Below are 17,655 nucleotides of genomic sequence, written 5' to 3'. Positions count from 1 at the left end.
CCCAGTTCTCCCCTACCAGACCACCGGGTGCGCTTCGCCGGTCTGCACATTGATGAAACCGAGCGGTGCCTGCTCGCACGGCGCTACCAGCACCCAGCTCCACGGCGCGCAAGTCAGCGTCGCAAACATCAGCCGCTCCGGAAATCCCGGATACCAGCGCGGCCGGAACGTCGGCTCATACATCCAGTCGACCTTGCGTCCCTCCGCGTAGAGCGCCTGCATGTCGGCATCGAGCGCTTGCGCCGAGCGACAGCTCATCAGCCCGCCGACCTCGAAGCGCACGGTGGCGACGAGCTCGCCCTCTCGCACCAGCGCCCATCCGCCCTGAAGTTCGATCAGCGCGTTCACCGCCTTTGCCATCGCCGCGTCGGACGAGCCGACCACCCAGATATTGTGCTTGTCGTGCGCCACCGAGCAGGCGACCGCCGTCTCCGGCGTGCGCGGTCCGCAACCGCGCCAGAACATCTTTGCAACATGCCCATTGCCGGAAAAGCGGTCGACGATGGCAAATTTGGTGATGGCCTCGCTCTCGTCACGCTGCACGGCACCGTCGCGCACCGGCAATTCGAGCGTGTAGAACTCGGGATGCCAATGGAAAGGGCGGATCACCGCCGCTTTCATCGTGGCCCGGCCAGGCTCGGCCCGCAGCTCGAAATCCTCAGGCTTGATCGTGCGCTTGATGTTGACCGTCCTGGTCGCCCACTCCGGCCATGCGATCGCCGGCACCTCGCCGAGATAACGCTTGCCATCGGAGACCTGCGCGCCGTCGGCCCACACCTCCGCGATCTCGAGCTTGGCAACATCCGACAGCAGCACGACATCGCCGAAGCGCCCGGGAGACAGGCTGCCCACGAACGGCGTGAGCCGCATGTGCCGCGCCGGATTGATGGTGAGACACTGGATGGCGATTTCAGGCGTTAAGCCGGCCGCGATCGCGACCCGCGCATTGTGATCGCTGGCGCCGAGCTCCAGCGTATGACTGGCACTTCGGTCATCCGTTGTGAACGCGATCTGCGACCAGTCCTGCAAACCCTTCGCAAGCAACCATTTGACGATCTCGTCCATGGCATAGACGCGCAGCTCGACGAACAGGCCGCGCGTGAGCTTGTCCCAGGTCTCCTCCGGGGTCTGCACTTCATGGTCGGATGCAAGCCCGGCTGCGGCAAAGGCGTTGATGGAAGGCAGATCCCGCAAGCCCGAGGCATGCCCCTCGACGACGCCGCGCGCCGCGAACGTGGCCTCGATCATTCCCCAGAGCCGCTTATAGGACGGGTTGTCGGGATTCCACACCGCCGGCCAGTCCATGACCTCGTCGAGGCCGGTGACCATCAGGCTTTCGCTCATGAAGCGCGCCTGCTCGTCGCGGCCATACCAGCCGCCGCCCCATTCATACGCGGTCGGCGGCACCGCCGAGCCGGGCTGCGGAAAGATCTTGAGCGGCGAGCCGCGTTTGCGTGCCTCGAACCAGAATTCGAGATTGCGTACACCATCGACATTGGAGAATTCGTGGCTTGCCTCGCAGGTCCAGGTATTGCCATGCGGCAGCACCAGCGCCGCCTCCCATTCCGGCGTCAGGTGCGAGCTTTCGATATGCTTGTGCACCTCGCCAAAGCCGGGGACGGCCGCGAGATCCGGCCGGTGCACGCGCTCGCGGATCTCGCCGGGATAGCTTCCGGCTGGCCCCACCCACGCAATACGCCGGCCCTTGAAAACGATCTCCTGATCCCCGCTCCAGGTGCGGCTGTGCACGTCGAGCAACCTGCCGACCCGCAAGGCGCGATCTGCCGGGCGGCGACCGAGCGCCGTCAGCACCAGGTCCTGGCGAATGCGAACCTCGTCGGGCGCGTTGATCAAGAGATCGTCGGGTCTCGCATTCATGGTCTGCCTCACTCTATGCTGGTGCTTTCGCAGCCGCGGTCCGCTTCCGCGGCGTCTTGCCGGCCTTTTGACCGGCCCTGCCGCTGCGCGCGGCGGCGGCATCGCGCTGCCGAACGTCTTTCAGAAGGGTCGTGAGCGCCCACTCGATGGCATCGGCGATCTCGCTGCTGGTCATGCCAAAATCCTCGCGCATCGCATTCCAGGCCAGCACGTTGTTGAGATAGGACGCGAGTGCCTCCGCCTGGCGGACGTCCTTGGCGGGGAGATGCCGCACCAGCGGTGCCATCGCCTTGCGATGCTGGTCGATCAGGTGCCGCCGGAAGCCGGCGCGCACCCGGCGCCCTGCCCGCGTCATCGCAATGGCGCGCGCCAGATGCGGATGACGGTCGAACCGCTTGCACAGCTTGCGGAAAATCTCGGGCAGTTCGTCGGGCGAAGTGAAGGGAATATAGCTGAAGACGTTGTCCTCGATCCATTCGCCGGCCGCCGCGAACAGCTCCGCGCGGGTCTTGAAGTGCCGGTAGATGGTCCGCTCAGCCACCTTCGCGCGCTTGGCCACCGCCGCCATGGAAATGTCGTCGACAGCTTCATCCTCCAGAGCCTCGACAAACGCCGCAACGATGCGCTGCCGCGTCATCTCGGCATACTCGTCACGAAGGCTGGCGATCTGTCGTTTTGCTGTACTCATGTCATAAGTCTGACATCGGGCGGATTGGAGGGTCAAGCCGAGACTTGAGGCAGCGCGCCGCAACAATGGGCGTCGGGGGCGCTTCAGGGGCTGGCGGTCCTGAACGACCGATCGCGCGCCCTGGCGGTTTCCCGACGCCGACGCGCAGGTTCGACAGCACGGCGAAAGCGGCGGAATGGACCATCCGCCGCGGACATCGCGACAATCTGGCACGGTTGTTGCTCCTTTTGACGTCCAAATCGCGTCAAACCGGGGAATCCACCATGTCGACCATCGCCGCGGCACCCGCCGCCGAGCCAAAACCGCTTTACGCCTCGCTGTTCGTCCAGGTCCTGGCCGCGCTGATGCTTGGCATCGTCCTCGGCGTAGCCGCTCCGGACTTTGCCATCAGCCTCAAGATCCTCAGCGACGCCTTCCTCAAGCTGATCTCGATGATCGTGGCACCGATCGTGTTCTGCGTTGTCGTCCACGGCATTGCCGGTGCCGGCGATCTCAAGAAGGTCGGCCGGGTCGGCGTCAAGGCATTGCTGTATTTCGAAGTCATGACGACGGTCGCGCTCGTGGTGGGCCTGCTGCTCGCCTACCTCTTCGGCCCCGGCCACGGCATGAACATCGATCCCTCGACGCTCGACGCCAAGGCGCTCAGCAGCTACGCCGACAATGCCCACAAGCTGTCAGGTGGTGGCATCGGCGCCTTCCTGATGAACGTGATCCCGACCACTTCGTTCGACGCTCTGTCGCGGAACGACGTGCTCCAGGTGTTGTTCTTCGCGGTCCTGTTCGGTGTTGGCCTGGCGCTGGTCGGCGGCGAAAAAGGCGCGCTTGTCACGTCGATGATCGATGCGGCCTCCACGGTGCTGTTCCGCGTCATGGGCCTGGTGGTGCGGGTCGCCCCGCTCGGCGTGCTGGGCGCGGTCGCCTATACCGTCGGCAAATACGGCGTCGGCTCACTGAAGCAGCTCGTCTCTCTGGTCATGCTGTTCTATGCCTCGGTCGGCATCTTCGTGCTGGGCGTGCTCGGCGGCGTGATGGCGCTCGCCGGAATCAACATCCTGAAATTCCTCGCCTACCTACGTGAGGAATTGACCATCGTGCTCGCGACCGCTTCGTCCGACGCCGTGCTGCCGCAGATCATGAAGAAGCTCGAGCGCATGGGCGTGAAGGACTCCGTCGTCGGCCTCGTCATTCCGACCGGCTATTCCTTCAACCTCGACGCCTTCTCGATCTACCTCACGCTCGCCGTCGTGTTCATCGCGCAGGCCACCAATACGCCGCTGTCCCTCGGTGATCTGCTGCTGGTGCTGGGAGTCTCGCTGATCACCTCGAAGGGCGCGCACGGCGTGCCGGGCTCGGCGATCGTGATCCTGGCCGCGACGCTGAACGCGGTGCCGAGCATTCCGGCGATCGGCCTCGTGCTCGTGCTGTCGGTCGACTGGTTCATCGGCATGGCCCGTGCCGTCGGCAACCTCATCGGCAATTGCGTGGCGACCGTGGTGGTCGCCGCCTGGGAAGGCGATCTTGACCGCGCCAAGGCGGCCAAGATTCTCGAAGGTGGCGAGTTGGTGGATGTGACCGCGGGCTGAGGCGGGCTCGTCCCGCCGCTAGCGCAGGTGTCCGCTTTCGTAGTGCTTAAGCTCGGCCGCCGTGAGCGGCGGCCGAGCAGCGCTTGCAGGCGTTACCGCAGCGACAACGGTCGCGCTTGGGCCCTGCGATGCCAGCACTAGGACGTCGACGCCGTCGGCGGTGACCTGCATCGCATAATCATGGCCGCTGAGGAGTCGGGCGACCACGCGCCGCAGCGGTCCATCGAAGACGCCCGTCATCTGCACCTCGAGCGCGCCGACCGTGCGATAGCGCAGATTGAACCGCTCTTGCAGCGCGGCCAACACGTCATGGAGGGAGGCCTCGTGCACCTCGAGATGGACCGCATCCGACCGGCCTGCGACCTTCACCTCGGACGACGCAGTTCGACCAGAGGCCAGAACGATGGCAGACACGATCACGGGGAGCAAGAGTAGCTGACGCATTGTCATACCAGTTCCGCCTCCGGAATTTCGCGCGCCAAGCGTTCGCGGAGCGGCCCTAATCGCTCGGCATGGTGGCGCCATTTCCCGACCGAGGATGCGTAGATCGGGCGGCGCACTTGAACGGCGCTGGCAGTCGCCGATGGTGCCGGGCTTTCGTGAAAACGCATCACACCATCTTCCCAGGGAAGCCCCAAAAACCGGATGATGTCCCGGCTCACCGCAGCCTGATCCCGAACAACGTCCTCGTAGTTGACCTCCATGAGAACGTCCGACGGCAACTCGGCGCGCCAGTGCCGCGTCAGGCGGCGATAAGCGAGATAGTAATCCGCAAGCTGGGTTTGATCATATGAGAAGGTGAACTTGTTGCGGAAGTGCGCCTTGTAGATCGCCCAGCACGCATCCATCGGATGCCTTTGAACGAGGATTACCTTCGCCGAAGGCAGCGCCGCGTGGATGAGGCCGCAATAAAGGTAATTTTCTAATGTCTTGTCGACGAAGCGGACATTGTCCGGCACGCGGAGCGCCGTGGCCCGATCAAGGTAGCGCCTGCCGATATCCTCGAGGTCGCGTCCCCTTGGACGTTCCGCCATGCTGCGGCGCACCTCTGCAGCGAACGCGCTGGTCTCGCCTATCGAATGCATCGCCGAGTGGCTCGCGATAATCCGCTCCACCAGTGTGGTACCGGTGCGTGGCAGGCCGGTGACGAAGACTGGCGCGGCATTGGCGTAGCCACGCGGCGCAGCTTCGATCCAACATCGCGTGTGCGCCTGGATGATCGCATCGACGGCGCCGATCTCGGCGGCGGGATCGCGCGGTAGCGACCGACGTTGCAAGTTACAGCCGGCCTCGACATGCGCGAAAGCGCGGTCCCAACGCTCCAGATCCTCGCACTCCTTGGCGAGCGCAAAGCGCAGCATGATTTCGCTCGGCGCCGACAAACGTCCTTCGGCGATCACGGCCTCCATCTCGTCGAGATGGTTGTGGTCGCTGCTCTGGATTCGCAGGTCCGAACGCAGGTAGTGGGCCAATCCGTAGCGACGGTCGCATGCAATCGCCGCATCGCAATGCACTTCCGCGTCGCCGAGTGCGCCGATCATCCGCTCGGCGGCGGCCAGATTGAACAGATACTGCGGAACGCCGGGCTTCAGGGCGACAGCGCGGCGAAAAAGCTCCCTCGCCTGCTGTTGAAGCCCGAGCAGGCCAAACATGGCGCCAACTGCGTCGAGCGCGTCCGGCTCCTCACCGGCATGCCTGGCCGCCGCTTCCGTCGCTGCACTGGCCTGGCGCGCCTCCCCCGTCACGAACAGGCATTTCGCACGCAACACCAGCGCAATCGGGTTGGTCGGAGCGAAAGCGACGGCGCGTTCCGCGCTTACCGCTGCCGCATCCAGGCGATCACGCATCAGCGCGGTCTCCGTCAGAAGTGCCCAGGCGCGCCAATCCGTCGAATTGCCTGCGAGCACCTTTGCGCAGATCGTCTCGGTGGAGCTCAGATCGCCGCTTGCAAAGGCACGGCGCGCCGCCTCGATCGAAGCGGCGCTGGCGGCGTACCGTCCTGTGGCTTCCACGCGTATGGCTCCCTGCAACGGTTGAGACGGGATTGGCCCGGCGGCTGGGCAGCCGCCGGGTCATGCTGATCAAGCTATCGGCCCCGGTCAGTCCTGATCGTTATCGTCGTCGTGACGATCGGCGAAGTTGAAGTTGCCGAAGAGATCGCCGATCGCGGGCCGATTGACGGGAACGTAGGGATTGTCGTCAGACGCAATCGGATTCGGTAAGGCGTCACGCGTCTTGGGCCCGAGTGGCTTGAGGCGCCAGTTGCGTTCGATGAACTTGGTGATCGAGACGTGGTCACCATATTCATGCGACACATGACCGCCGCGCGAGTATTTCGAGACGACGAGAAGCGGGATACGCGTGCCGTCGCCGAAGAAGTCGACCGGCTGGACATAGCCGGAGTCGTAGTAACCGCCGCCCTCGTCCATGGTGATGACGATCGCGGTCGACTTCCACAGCTCCTTGTTGGACTTCACCTGATCGACGATCTTCCTGGTGAAGGCCTCGAAGAGGTCGACACGGGACGAGGCCGGATGACCGTCGTTGAAGGTGCTCGGCTTGGCGAACGACACGGCGGGGAGATTGCCATTGGCGATGGCGTCATAGAGATCGAGCGTGTCCTTCATGTGCGCATCGCGCTGCGCCGCATGGGTCATGACCGAAGCGGAGAACAGGAACGGGTTGCAGATATTGCAGTAGAGATAGGCGACCGGGTCCAGCGCGCCGAAGTTAGTACCTTCTCCGGGGGCCGTCTTGAAGTCATTCCAGCGCTCGCCGAAATAGGCCCAGGAGACATCGGCCTGGGTCAGCGCATCGCCGATATGCCGCTGCTTGATGACCGGCGGCAGAGTGAACGGGCCATTGTTGATCGGGTCAGTCGCACCGCTGCCGATAAAGGCCGGAACGTAGTTGTTCAGCAGATAATAGGCGTTCGGCGCACAGCGCGGCGAAACATGGATCGCGTTGAGATAGGTAACGATCGGACCCACGCCCGGCTGGCTGGGATCCGAGCAGTTCGAATAGCTGCCGCCGCCATAGCCGTCGTTGAGATACCAGTTGTTGGTACCAGGCGCCGGGTTGGGATTTTCGATCTCGTTGACATATTGCGGCGGGTTGGAACCAGGCACGAGCACGTAGTCGGGCTTGGCAGGATCGCCCTTGTCGTCGGCATAATAGAGCGCGTCGGCGTAGCCGATCATCATGTGATTGGCGAAAGTGCCGCCCATCACGCTCTGATGGAAGTTGTCGTTGAGCGTGTATTTGCGCGCAAGCTCGGTCAGATAGGGCGCATCGCCCTTGGCGACGTTATAGAAGCCGAGCGCGATGGCGCCTTCCTTCAGCGCGTGCGGGGTCGCATTGCCATTGCTGCCCGACGAGACACTCTGTTCCACAAAGGTGAAGAGATCGGCCTGGCAGCCGCTTGGATTGTGATGTGTCGCCTTGGCGACGTCGCAGTCGAGCTGCTGCCACATCTGGTAGAAGCGGTGCACCGGGCTGCCGCCATAGGTCTTGTAGAGGCTGGACGGAGTTTCGCCGCCCTGCGCCAGGGTCACGAGGGGATAGGGACCGTTCGGCAGGTTGTCGGCGTCCAGGATGCGCGTGTCGGGCGAATTGCCCGGCAGGCCGGTCGCACCGGTCGTCAGCAGTGGCAAATCCTGCTGCTTCAGACCGTAATCCCCTTGCTGCGCGAGTTGGAGCGTGGCGAGACATCCCGGGCCATTGAGCGCAGCCTGATCGACGGAGGTGTAGCAGGTTTGCGGCGCATAGGAGGTGCCGGGCGTCTGCACCTTGTTGGTCGTGTGGTTATACGGCGTCTTAGGCGTCGGATTCATCGAGTAGGTATTGTTGACGACAGTGGAGAACTGCGTGGCCCTGGCGTAATTCGGACCGGGCTGACCGTCCCTGGTGATGATGCCCTTGGAGAGCAGATTGTCGACGCGTTCGCCCGGGTGCCGCGGCTCATAGGTGGCGAAGACGTGGTCGAAGGTGCGGTTTTCGCCGAGAATGACGATCACATGTTTGATTGGGCTCTCGGTGCGGTCGCCATTCTTGTTGCTACCGCCGAGTACATTGTCCATCGCATAAACGTCATGTCCCATCAGTGACAGGATCGCGGCCGTCACCACGGTACGGTCACGCAGACGCCGTGTCGTTTTTGAAAGCATTGTGCACCCCTCCGTTCATTTCCTGAATGCAGAGAAATTGTTTCAACGCATGTCAGGTTAAGAGGCGCGCTTGTCAGACGTGCTGCTACGCCGTGTCACTTCGGTTACGAGATTATGACAGCGAGCAGAGACCTATTGTCGCAAGCAGCGGGCGCTTCTCGACTGCGATCAACGGCTTGCTGCGGATTCGGCCTGACGTTCCGATGCGGCCGGCCGCGGGAAGATCGCGGCTTAATCGTTCCAGTGGACCAAGGCCGTTCCGTACGCCCTCCTCCAGACCGACAGGAAACGCGGGAACCAGGAGTGGGCCACCGCACCCTGATACGCCCAGGTACGATATTTCAGCCCCTGCTCGGAGATCAATTCCTGATAGCCACCGTGGACCTCGGTCGCGGTGCGAATGTCCTTCAAGATCGCTTGCGCACAAGCGCGGTATTTCTCGCTACCCGCGAACTCGTCGAAGTCCAGCATGCGGTCAGCGAACTCGACGTTGAAGGTCGGCCAGGAGGAGCGTCCCTGGTAAGCGGGCGCCGCAATCTTGTGGATCATCTTGTTCCGCGGATTACGGGCGGAGACGAAGAAGTGGAATGTGTTGGGGATGCGGAAGCGCGGCTCGGAGATGATCAGATCCGTCGTAGCAGCAAACAGCGCACGCTCGCTCGCATCGTTCAGATCCCAGAAGCCACGATGCACGCTGACGAAATCCAGCGCGACCAAAGATGCCGGCGCGCCCGCCGTGCTATCCAGCGAATGCCTGATATAGCCCTCCCTGCCGAACACGCGGAACAGATCCTTCTTGTACTGCGCAAGATCGCGCCCGAGCCGCCGCTTCAGCTCGTTCTCGTCGACCGCACCTAGCTCTACGCCCCACACGAAGGTCGTGTACACACAGGCATTGGTGACAAAACGTCTGCGCTCCGCGCGCGTGTCGGTTGCCGCAGAGCGCGGCCCACTGGCGTCGCACAGCAAATATCGGGTGCCGTCAGCCTCGAACGGCTCGAGGTCGCTCGCGAGCTTCAGGATCGCGCGGTTCAGATCGGCGCCATATTCGGCCAGCAACAGGCGGCCGGCACGCGCGCATTGCGACATCGCCAGATAGGACGACGCCCGCTCCTCCGCAGAGATCATCTGCTGGAGGCCGGCCAGAATACCGAGCAGCGTGTCCGAGGGGCGCGAGAAATAGTTCACTCCGAGGTAGCGACCGCGCCCCGCCGGGACGATGGTCGTCGTGACGACGTCGGCGCGAACTGCCTCGAGCAACAGGCGAACGCTCTTTTCGAGCAGGCGGGCCCGACGCACCGCATCCTGCGCATCCATGATGGTCTCCGGATCGAGAACATCGGGATAAAACCAGGCAAAATCCCGCGGGTAATAAGCGGACGCGTGCGGTGCGCCCGTGACGAGAAAAGCCTCGGTCGCCGAAAAGGCGCTGTCCATTGCGTGCCGATAGAGATCCTCGATGACCGACAATGAATGATGCGACTTCCTCAGGAACCGATCGCCGAGAAAATTGACCGCCTGCAGAGCATTCGCGACCAGGGTCGCAACCATGCCCTGGTAAAACCGATTTTCATGATGTGACGGCAAGGAAATATCGCTGTTCATACGCGCCTGGTGTCTCGTGACCCGGCGATCGCGGTCACCACTTCAAGCATGTCCGATTCGTATCTCACCCCGATGACGTGCGGTCGCAGGCAGCCAGCTCGCTCCGCGCGGGCACCGCAGTCTGCCCTCGCGCATCCAGCCAAGGGTGATGTTCGAGCCGGCGGCAGCTCCGTCATGCATAGAGATCTCCGCGCGCGAATCGGTGCGACGCACAATCTCTTCGCCGGCAAGAAGCTGGTTAAGACTGCTTAACCAGATTGCATACAATCAGTGAATACTGCCTATAAAATGACCTATCAGCTTCCTGGCCAGGATCCGACCCTCAATCGTATCTCTTGTTTTTTCAAAGACTTACATGAAATTGCTTGCCCCATGGCCTCTGGCACGAAGCTTGCGACATCTTAGCCGGGCTTCGCCAGACCGGCGCAGCCGCGAGGTCAAGGCGGTCAACCCGCCAAGGGGAGCGAGCAATGGATTTTGGCAGGATTTCACGACGTCAAGTTTTGCAGGGCGGCGCAGCCCTCACCCTAGGTGCGGCAACGGGCATGCGCCCGGCCTTCGCGGCCGAGACGACCATTGGCTTCATCTATGTCGGGTCGCGTGACGACTACGGTTACAATCAGGCGCACGCGCAGGGCGCGGCGGCGCTGAAGAAGATTCCGGGCCTCAAGGTCGTCGAGGAAGAGAAGGTGCCCGAGACAGACGCGGTCGAGAAGACGATCGAGTCCATGATCAATCTCGATGGCGCCACCCTGCTCTTTCCGACCTCGTTCGGCTACTACAATCCGCATATGGTCAAGATGGCCGCCAAGTACCCGAAGCTGCACTTCGAGCACTGCGGCGGCCTCTGGACCGACAAGGACCCGAAGAACGCAGGCAGCTATTTCGGTTATATCGACGAAGCCCAGTACATCTCGGGCATCATTGCCGGATACACCTCCAAGAGCGGCAAGCTCGGCTTCGTCGCCGCCAAGCCGATCCCGCAGGTGCTGCGCAACATCAACGCCTTCGCGCTCGGCGCCAGGCTCGCCAATCCGAAGGCGACGACACAGGTGATCTTCACCGGCGACTGGTCGATGCCGGTCAAGGAAGCCGAGGCCACCAATAGCCTGATCGACCAGGGCGTCGACGTTCTCACCTGCCACGTCGACGGCCCCAAGACCATGGTCGAGAACGCCGCCCGCCGCGGCGCCTTTGTCTGCGGCTATCACACCAACCAGTCGCCGCTGGCGCCAAAGGCGTACCTCACCGGCGCGGAATGGAATTGGGAAGCGCTCTATCCGAAGTTCGTGAAGATGATCGCCGCCGGCGAGAGCATCCCGAACTTCTACCGCGGCGGCCTCAAGGAAGAGATCGTCAAGACGTCGCCCTACGGCGAAGTCGTCTCCGCCGAAGCGCGCAAGCATGCCGACGACGTCAAGGCAAAATTCCTGTCGGCAGAGGGCTACGCCATCTTCAAGGGCGGGCTGGTCGACAACAAGGGCAAGACGGTGATCGCGGCCGGCACCGATCGCGGCCAGAAGGATCCCGAGCTCGAGAAGATGGACTATCTCGTCGAGGGCGTGATCGGAGCGACTTCGTGACATCGGAAGCAGCGGAATCTGCCGAGGAGGTCGGGGCAGTTGCCCCGGCCGCCGACCCGGGCTTCCTCCAGCGCCACGGCGGCACGATCGAATACGTCCTGATCCCGGGCGCAGCGCTCGCCGGCGCGCTCGTGGTCTTCGGCATCTTCGTCATGCTGTCCGGCAAGAACCCGCTGGACCTCTATTTCTACATGTATTACGGCGCGTTCGGCACCTGGTTCTCTTGGCAGAACACGCTAACCCGAGCCGCGCCCCTGATCCTCACCGCCCTCTGCACAGCACTCCCGGCGCAACTCGGCATGGTCATCATCGGCGGCGAAGGTGCCCTGCTGATCGGCGCGCTGTCGGCAACGGGCGCAGCACTCGCACTTCAAGGCATGCCGCCGCTCCTCGTGCAGATTGCGATGGTCATCACCGGCGTGATCGGCGGCGGCTTGTGGATCACGTTGGCGGGCGCGCTGCGGCAGTATCGCGGCGTCAACGAGACGATATCGAGCCTCTTGCTCGTCTACATTGCGCTCGCGATCCTCAATCATCTTGTCGAAGGCATGATGCGGGATCCCGCCAGCCTCAACAAACCGTCGACCCGCGAGATCGGCGCCGCCAACATGATCGGCTCGATTCCCGGCACCGACGTGCATTGGGGTCTCGTGTTCGGCCTGATCGCTGCAATCGCCGCCTACATCCTGATCTATCACACCGTGTTCGGCTTCGCTGCGCGCGTCGCCGGCGGTAACATCCGCGCCGCGAAGATCGTCGGCCTCGGCGTCAGTAAGCTCATCCTCACCATCTGCTTCCTCGCCGGCGGGGCTGCGGGTCTTGCTGGCATGGTCGAGGTCGCCGCCGTGCAAGGCCGCACCAACGCCAACCTCGCCGCCGGCTACGGCTTCACCGGCATCCTTGTCGCCTTCCTCGCACGGCAAAATCCGCTCGCCATCATTCCGGTCGCGATCCTGCTCGGCGGCATCAGCGCCAGCGGCGGCCTGTTGCAGCGCCGCCTCGGATTGCCCGACGCGTCTGTGCTGGTACTGCAGGGCATCATCTTCGTCTTCGTGCTCGCCAGCGATGCGCTCTACGGGCGCATCGGATTCCTGAAGGGAAAATCCTGATGGCAGACGGATCGATCGGACTCTGGACCGTCCCGCTCGCCGTGCTCGGCGGCGCCATTCGTGTCTCCACACCGTTCCTGTTCGTGAGCCTGGGGGAATGCATCACCGAGCGTTCGGGCCGCATCAATCTCGGCCTCGAAGGCACGCTCGTGATGGGCGCGATGAGCGCCTATGGTATCTCCTATCTCACGGGATCGCCGTGGCTCGGCGTATTCGCCGCCGGTGTCACTGGCGCGCTGCTCGGCGCATTGCATGCCGGCATCTGCTCGTTGCCGCGAGTCAACGATGTCGCGGTCGGGATCGCCTTGATGCTGTTCGGCACCGGCCTTGCCTTCTATCTCGGCAAGCCGCTGATCGAGCCGACAGCGCCGCGACTGCCCGCGATCGATTTCGGCTGGTGGAGCGATATCCCGCAAGTCCGCGCCGCGCTACGCGTCAACGTGCTGTTTCTGATCGGCGTCGCGCTCGCGCCGATCCTCTATTGGGCCTTCCGCACCACGCGCTGGGGCCTGCTGATCCGCACCGCTGGCGAGAGCTCGGACGCCGCGCGCGCGATGGGACACTCCGTGCTCTTGATCCGCCTGCGCGCCACCATGGTCGGCGGCTTTCTTGCCGGCATCGGCGGCTCGTTCCTTTCGCTATTCTATCCCGGAAGCTGGAACGAAGGTCTCTCCTCGGGCCAGGGCATCACCGCGGTCGCGCTTGTGATCTTCGCGCGCTGGGATCCCCTGCTATGCCTGTGGGCCTCGCTCGCCTTCGGCGGCGCCGCGGCACTCGGACCAGCACTGCAATCGGTCGGCATCACCTCCGGCTACCACCTCTTCAACGCTGCACCCTACATCCTGACGCTGGCAATCATGATCATCACCTGCTCGCCGAAGCGCACGCTGACCGGCGCTCCCGCCGAATTGTCGATCACCCGCTAGAGAGTGAAATCATGCCCGAGCGCTATATCAAGTCCGAGCCCTACGCCTGGCCCTACAATGGCGACCTCCGCCCCCAAAACACCGCGCTGATCATCATCGACATGCAGACCGATTTCTGTGGCGTCGGCGGCTATGTCGACAAGATGGGCTATGATCTCTCGCTGACGCGGGCACCGATCGAGCCGATCAAAAAGCTGCTCGCGGTCATGCGCAGGCAGGGTTTTCATATCATCCATACCCGCGAAGGCCACCGCCCTGATCTCTCCGATCTTCCAGCCAACAAGCGCTGGCGCTCGCGCCAGATCGGCGCCGGCATCGGCGATCCCGGTCCCTGTGGCCGCATCCTGGTGCGCGGCGAGCCCGGTTGGGACATCATCGAGGAACTTGCACCATTGCCGGGAGAGCCCATCATCGACAAGCCCGGCAAGGGTTCTTTCTGCGCCACCGACCTCGAACTGATCCTGCGCGTGCGCGGCATCGAGAACATCGTGCTCACAGGCATCACTACCGACGTCTGCGTCCACACCACCATGCGTGAGGCCAACGATCGCGGCTTCGAATGTGTGCTGCTGCACGATTGCTGCGGCGCGACGGACAAGAGCAACCACGACCACGCGCTGAAGATGATCAAGATGCAGGGCGGCGTGTTCGGTGCGGTCTCGACCTCGGACGCCTTCATCGGAGCGATTTCGTGATCATCGGCGAGCCGCCACCGCTTGTCGGCGCCTTCGGCGTCGACGCCATTGCCATGACGATGCGCTTCGGCGATTTCCTGGCGCTGGATAACGTCGAGCTGAAGGTGCGGCCGGGCTCATTCCACGCGCTGCTCGGCGAGAACGGTGCCGGCAAGTCGACCCTCGTCAAATGCATCATGGGTTACTACCATGCGACCGAGGGCGACATCCTCATCGGCGGCCGCGAACAGGCGATCGCCAATCCGAAGGACGCCCATGCGCTCGGCCTCGGCATGGTCTATCAGCACTTTACGCTGGTGCCGGCCATGACGGTTGCCGAAAACCTCGTGCTGGCGCGCGACGACGTGCCGGCCGTGGTGAACTGGCCGAAGGAGATGAAAGAGCTCGAGGCATTCCTGGCGCGGATGCCCTTCAATGTGCCCCTCGCCGCAAAGGTGTCCGACATCTCCGCCGGCGAGCGGCAGAAGTGCGAGATCCTCAAGCAGCTCTATCTGAAGCGCCGCTTCCTGATCCTGGACGAGCCGACGTCGGTGCTGACGCCGGCAGAAGCGGACGAGGTGCTGGGCATGCTCCGCGAGATGGTCGTCAGGGGCGAGCTGACCATTTTGATGATCACGCACAAATTTCGCGAGGTCATGGCCTTCGCCGACGAGGTCACGATCCTGCGCCGTGGCAAGCTCGCGGGAGCGGGCAAAGTCGCGGAGCTCACGCCGGATGCGATGGCGCGCACCATGATCGGCGCCGAAGAATTGACCGTGCAGCCGCCGCGCACAGGCGAAGCCGGACAAGCACGACTGGAGTTGGCAAAGATTCGCGCTCTTGACGACGCCGGCGCGATCGCCGTGCATGACGTCTCCCTCACCGTGCGGGCCGGCGAGATCGTCGGCATCGCCGGTGTCTCCGGCAACGGCCAGCGGCAGCTGGTCGAGGTTTTGGCGGGTCAGCGCGAAGCCGAAAGCGGCGAAGTGCGCGTTGCCGGCGATCCCTATCACGCCAGCCGCGAGGAGATGCGGCGCCACAAGATGTCGCTCCTGCCGGAGGAGCCGCTGAAGAACGCCTGCGTCGGCGGCATGAGCGTTGCCGACAACATCGCCTTCCGCGAATTCGACCGCGCACCTTTTGCCAGCGGCGGCTGGTGGCTCAACCGCAGCGCTTTCCGTGACGACGCCAAGAGGAAGATCGGACAGTACAAGATCAAGACCCGCACTCCGGAGACACCGATCTCGGCGCTCTCGGGTGGCAACGTCCAGCGCGCCGTGCTCGCCCGCGAGCTTGCGGGCGATGTCGAAGTGCTGATCGCGGCCAATCCCTGCTTCGGTCTCGATTTCGCTGCGGTGGCGCAGATCCATGCCGAGATCATGGCCGCGCGCAACCGCGGCGCTGCAGTGTTGCTGGTCAGCGAGGATCTCGACGAACTGCTGGAACTGTCCGATCGGCTGGTGGTGATGTTCCACGGCGAATTCGTGTATGAAGCACGGACCAGCGAAGCCGATCTCACCGAGGTCGGCCGGCATATGGCGGGACACTGACCCTGGAGCAGCGATGAGCGGCGCAATTGAGCGCGACGAGCACTTTTTGCGTTTATCCTTCGCGGTCGCCCGCCGCTCCCTCACCCATGGCAACCACCCCTTTGGCTGCATCGTCGTCGATGCCGACGGCATGGTGCTGATCGAGGCCGAGAACGGCTATATGCCGGATCGCGACGGCACCGCCCATGCCGAGCGCCTCGCGGCCACCCAGGCCTGCCGCAGGCTCGGTCGCGATGTGCTGGCGAAAGCCACGCTCTATTCCTCCGCCGAGCCCTGCGCGATGTGCGCCGGCGCGATCTACTGGGCCGGCATCGGGCGCGTGGTCTATGGCCTCAGCGAACACCGCTTGCGCGGCGTCACCGGCAACCACCCGGAGAACCCGACGCTCGACCTGCCCTGCCGTGAGGTGTTTGCGAGCGGCCAGCGGCCGACGAAGGTGGTGGGGCCGCTGCTTGAGAACGAGGCCGAAGCGCTGCACGAGGGCGTGTGGAAGAAGTAGACAATGCCACGAACTCGAGATCGCAGGCTTCCGCCTTCGCTCTTCGAGCCACGGCGGACAAGTCCCCCTACCCTACACGACTGGCGCCGCGCAGTCCCGCGCAGCGCCACGCCTGCGTACCCCATCAGAACTTCACGGTGACGCCCCCGTAGACCGTGGACTCGGTGCAGCTCTTGGTGCTCTGGCCGGTCGCGGCGACCGTGCAGACGCCCGGCATGGCGTTATGGTCGAGGCCGAACTTGTTCTGCCAGTAGCGATAGGCGACCCAGAGGTCGACGAAGTGTGAGTACTTGTCGCCCCAGACCGCCTTCGACGCGTCAAGGGTCAGGCGGATCGGTTCGCTGTTCAGCTCGGTCTTCGAGGCGGTCGAGAACCGGCCGATACCTGAGAGCGCAGCAAGGCCGTTCGAATCGCCCTTCGGGCCATACCAGCCGGCGCGGCCGCTGATCGACCAGAACTGCATGTTCGGCGGCAGGAATCCGAGATCCATGTAGTAGTTGATCTCGACAGCCCATGTCGGGTTGTAGCTGACGTTGCCGTCGGAGTTACAGGTCACGCCGGGCGTACCCGCGCCGAACAGGCCGCACTGCGTGAAGGCGTTGTGGTTCGAGAACTCCCAGTACATCAACGGAGCGACGTTGATATAGCCCTTGTAGGGAAGGTCGAACGCGAACTGCAGACCGGCGACGACATCGCGCTTGGCGGGTGCGAGGAAGGTGTTCTCGCTGTTGCCGTCCATGCCGACTTCGAACGAAATGTTGTGCAGCGGGCCCATGGTGAAGGTCTTGGTATTGAACAGCTCGTTCCAGCCCAAGGTCGAGCGGAACAGGCCATAGATCTCAGTTGCACCGGCGCAGTCGCCGGCGCCGCCGGTGATGGTCACGCCGGGCGCGGTGCAGGGAGAAGCAGGATCGTTATGGCCCGACTTGAACATCGAGATGGTGAAGAAGTTGGTGCCGTAGGCCCAGAGGTCGAAGTGCGTGAAGGAGTAGACCTGCTTGGCGGTGGTGCCGTTGATGCTGCCGTCGGGACGGACGCTCCACATGCCGGGGTCGGTGCCCTTGGGCATCCAGGAGAACGACACGCGGTTGTCGATCACTAGGAAGAACGGTAGGTCGGCCGCCTTCTTGGCCGCCTTGACCGGCAGATCCGCCGCGTGAGCCCAGCCACCGATGGCCAGCGTAGCAAGTGACAGCGCCGTTGCTGCAATTGCCTTGAAACGAAACGACATCCTGAAAACCCCCAAGTTCGGACGCGCAGAAATGAACGTCCCTTGGATGCGACCCTTGCGCCGAAGTCCCGTGGTGAGAAGCCTCAACTTTTTTCAAGGCATGCCGCTTGTTTCGGCAGCGCGCGGCGTGACGCAGCCAAATCTTACGGGATTTTATGCGGCA

At 63.5% G+C, this 17,655-nt stretch carries 14 protein-coding genes; 7 read left to right on the top strand and 7 right to left on the bottom strand.

What is annotated here, in order from left to right:
- Positions 1-12 precede the first annotated feature (12 nt).
- On the bottom strand, positions 13-1,878 hold the full coding sequence (locus ACWAT4_RS13245; protein WP_449730724.1) for an adenine deaminase: 1,866 nt from the start codon (positions 1,876-1,878) through the stop codon (positions 13-15).
- 13 nt (positions 1,879-1,891) lie between these two features.
- Positions 1,892-2,566, bottom strand: coding sequence for a TetR/AcrR family transcriptional regulator (locus ACWAT4_RS13240; protein WP_212425538.1), 675 nt, complete (start codon positions 2,564-2,566; stop codon positions 1,892-1,894).
- Between the two features lie 263 nt (positions 2,567-2,829).
- Here ACWAT4_RS13240 and ACWAT4_RS13235 point away from each other — a divergent pair, with 263 nt between their 5' ends.
- Positions 2,830-4,149, top strand: a complete 1,320-nt coding sequence (locus tag ACWAT4_RS13235; protein ID WP_449730723.1) for a dicarboxylate/amino acid:cation symporter — start codon at positions 2,830-2,832, stop codon at positions 4,147-4,149.
- Positions 4,150-4,167: 18 nt separating this feature from the next.
- Here ACWAT4_RS13235 and ACWAT4_RS13230 read toward each other — a convergent pair whose 3' ends face one another.
- From ACWAT4_RS13230 to ACWAT4_RS13215, 4 genes are all read right to left on the bottom strand, one after another.
- Complete coding sequence (locus ACWAT4_RS13230; RefSeq protein ID WP_449730722.1) at positions 4,168-4,599, bottom strand: hypothetical protein; 432 nt, start codon at positions 4,597-4,599, stop codon at positions 4,168-4,170.
- A complete protein-coding gene (locus tag ACWAT4_RS13225; RefSeq protein WP_449730721.1) occupies positions 4,596-5,801 on the bottom strand; it encodes a sulfotransferase family protein in 1,206 nt (401 codons plus the stop codon). Before ACWAT4_RS13225 ends, ACWAT4_RS13230 begins: the two co-directional genes overlap by 4 nt.
- A 447-nt stretch (positions 5,802-6,248) precedes the next feature.
- Positions 6,249-8,315 (bottom strand): alkaline phosphatase family protein, encoded by a 2,067-nt coding sequence (locus tag ACWAT4_RS13220; protein ID WP_449730720.1) that lies wholly within the window; start codon positions 8,313-8,315, stop codon positions 6,249-6,251.
- 231 nt (positions 8,316-8,546) lie between these two features.
- Positions 8,547-9,920, bottom strand: a complete 1,374-nt coding sequence (locus ACWAT4_RS13215; RefSeq protein WP_449730719.1) for a hypothetical protein — start codon at positions 9,918-9,920, stop codon at positions 8,547-8,549.
- A gap of 470 nt (positions 9,921-10,390) precedes the next feature.
- On the opposite strand from ACWAT4_RS13215, the gene ACWAT4_RS13210 reads away from it, so the two are divergent.
- Genes ACWAT4_RS13210 through ACWAT4_RS13185 form a run of 6 tightly spaced genes read left to right on the top strand, consistent with a single transcriptional unit; the run spans position 10,391 to position 16,261 of the window.
- Complete coding sequence (locus ACWAT4_RS13210; RefSeq protein ID WP_212301408.1) at positions 10,391-11,503, top strand: BMP family ABC transporter substrate-binding protein; 1,113 nt, start codon at positions 10,391-10,393, stop codon at positions 11,501-11,503.
- Positions 11,500-12,612: an ABC transporter permease gene (locus ACWAT4_RS13205; RefSeq protein ID WP_212301409.1), complete on the top strand. Its 1,113-nt coding sequence runs from the start codon at positions 11,500-11,502 to the stop codon at positions 12,610-12,612. The genes ACWAT4_RS13210 and ACWAT4_RS13205 overlap by 4 nt, the downstream gene beginning before the upstream one ends.
- On the top strand, positions 12,612-13,538 hold the full coding sequence (locus ACWAT4_RS13200) for an ABC transporter permease (RefSeq protein ID WP_449730718.1): 927 nt from the start codon (positions 12,612-12,614) through the stop codon (positions 13,536-13,538). Before ACWAT4_RS13205 ends, ACWAT4_RS13200 begins: the two co-directional genes overlap by 1 nt.
- Positions 13,539-13,549: 11 nt before the next feature.
- Complete coding sequence (gene biuH / locus ACWAT4_RS13195) at positions 13,550-14,233, top strand: biuret amidohydrolase (protein ID WP_212301411.1); 684 nt, start codon at positions 13,550-13,552, stop codon at positions 14,231-14,233.
- On the top strand, positions 14,230-15,762 hold the full coding sequence (locus ACWAT4_RS13190; RefSeq protein WP_212301412.1) for an ABC transporter ATP-binding protein: 1,533 nt from the start codon (positions 14,230-14,232) through the stop codon (positions 15,760-15,762). Before biuH ends, ACWAT4_RS13190 begins: the two co-directional genes overlap by 4 nt.
- 13 nt (positions 15,763-15,775) lie before the next feature.
- On the top strand, positions 15,776-16,261 hold the full coding sequence (locus ACWAT4_RS13185; protein WP_212301413.1) for a nucleoside deaminase: 486 nt from the start codon (positions 15,776-15,778) through the stop codon (positions 16,259-16,261).
- A 124-nt stretch (positions 16,262-16,385) separates the two neighbouring features.
- Here the strand turns inward: ACWAT4_RS13185 and ACWAT4_RS13180 are convergent, their stop codons facing one another.
- A complete protein-coding gene (locus ACWAT4_RS13180; protein WP_212301414.1) occupies positions 16,386-17,492 on the bottom strand; it encodes a hypothetical protein in 1,107 nt (368 codons plus the stop codon).
- Positions 17,493-17,655: the final 163 nt, after the last annotated feature.

The organism is Bradyrhizobium sp. T-1 (genome assembly GCF_053592855.1).
Note: the sequence above shows the minus strand (reverse complement) of the source record. Positions and strands in the feature narration are given on the sequence as shown.

Bases quoted from the DNA above. Each gene is read 5' to 3' on its own strand.
- ACWAT4_RS13200 (WP_449730718.1), top strand. From the start codon at position 12,612: ATGGCAGACGGATCGATCGGACTCTGGACCGTCCCGCTCGCCGTGCTC.
- ACWAT4_RS13245 (WP_449730724.1), bottom strand. From the start codon at position 1,878: ATGAATGCGAGACCCGACGATCTCTTGATCAACGCGCCCGACGAGGTT.
- biuH (WP_212301411.1), top strand. From the start codon at position 13,550: ATGCCCGAGCGCTATATCAAGTCCGAGCCCTACGCCTGGCCCTACAAT.
- ACWAT4_RS13235 (WP_449730723.1), top strand. From the start codon at position 2,830: ATGTCGACCATCGCCGCGGCACCCGCCGCCGAGCCAAAACCGCTTTAC.
- ACWAT4_RS13210 (WP_212301408.1), top strand. From the start codon at position 10,391: ATGGATTTTGGCAGGATTTCACGACGTCAAGTTTTGCAGGGCGGCGCA.
- ACWAT4_RS13240 (WP_212425538.1), bottom strand. From the start codon at position 2,566: ATGAGTACAGCAAAACGACAGATCGCCAGCCTTCGTGACGAGTATGCC.
- ACWAT4_RS13230 (WP_449730722.1), bottom strand. From the start codon at position 4,599: ATGACAATGCGTCAGCTACTCTTGCTCCCCGTGATCGTGTCTGCCATC.
- ACWAT4_RS13185 (WP_212301413.1), top strand. From the start codon at position 15,776: ATGAGCGGCGCAATTGAGCGCGACGAGCACTTTTTGCGTTTATCCTTC.
- ACWAT4_RS13225 (WP_449730721.1), bottom strand. From the start codon at position 5,801: ATGTTTGGCCTGCTCGGGCTTCAACAGCAGGCGAGGGAGCTTTTTCGC.
- ACWAT4_RS13215 (WP_449730719.1), bottom strand. From the start codon at position 9,920: ATGAACAGCGATATTTCCTTGCCGTCACATCATGAAAATCGGTTTTAC.
- ACWAT4_RS13180 (WP_212301414.1), bottom strand. From the start codon at position 17,492: ATGTCGTTTCGTTTCAAGGCAATTGCAGCAACGGCGCTGTCACTTGCT.
- ACWAT4_RS13220 (WP_449730720.1), bottom strand. From the start codon at position 8,315: ATGCTTTCAAAAACGACACGGCGTCTGCGTGACCGTACCGTGGTGACG.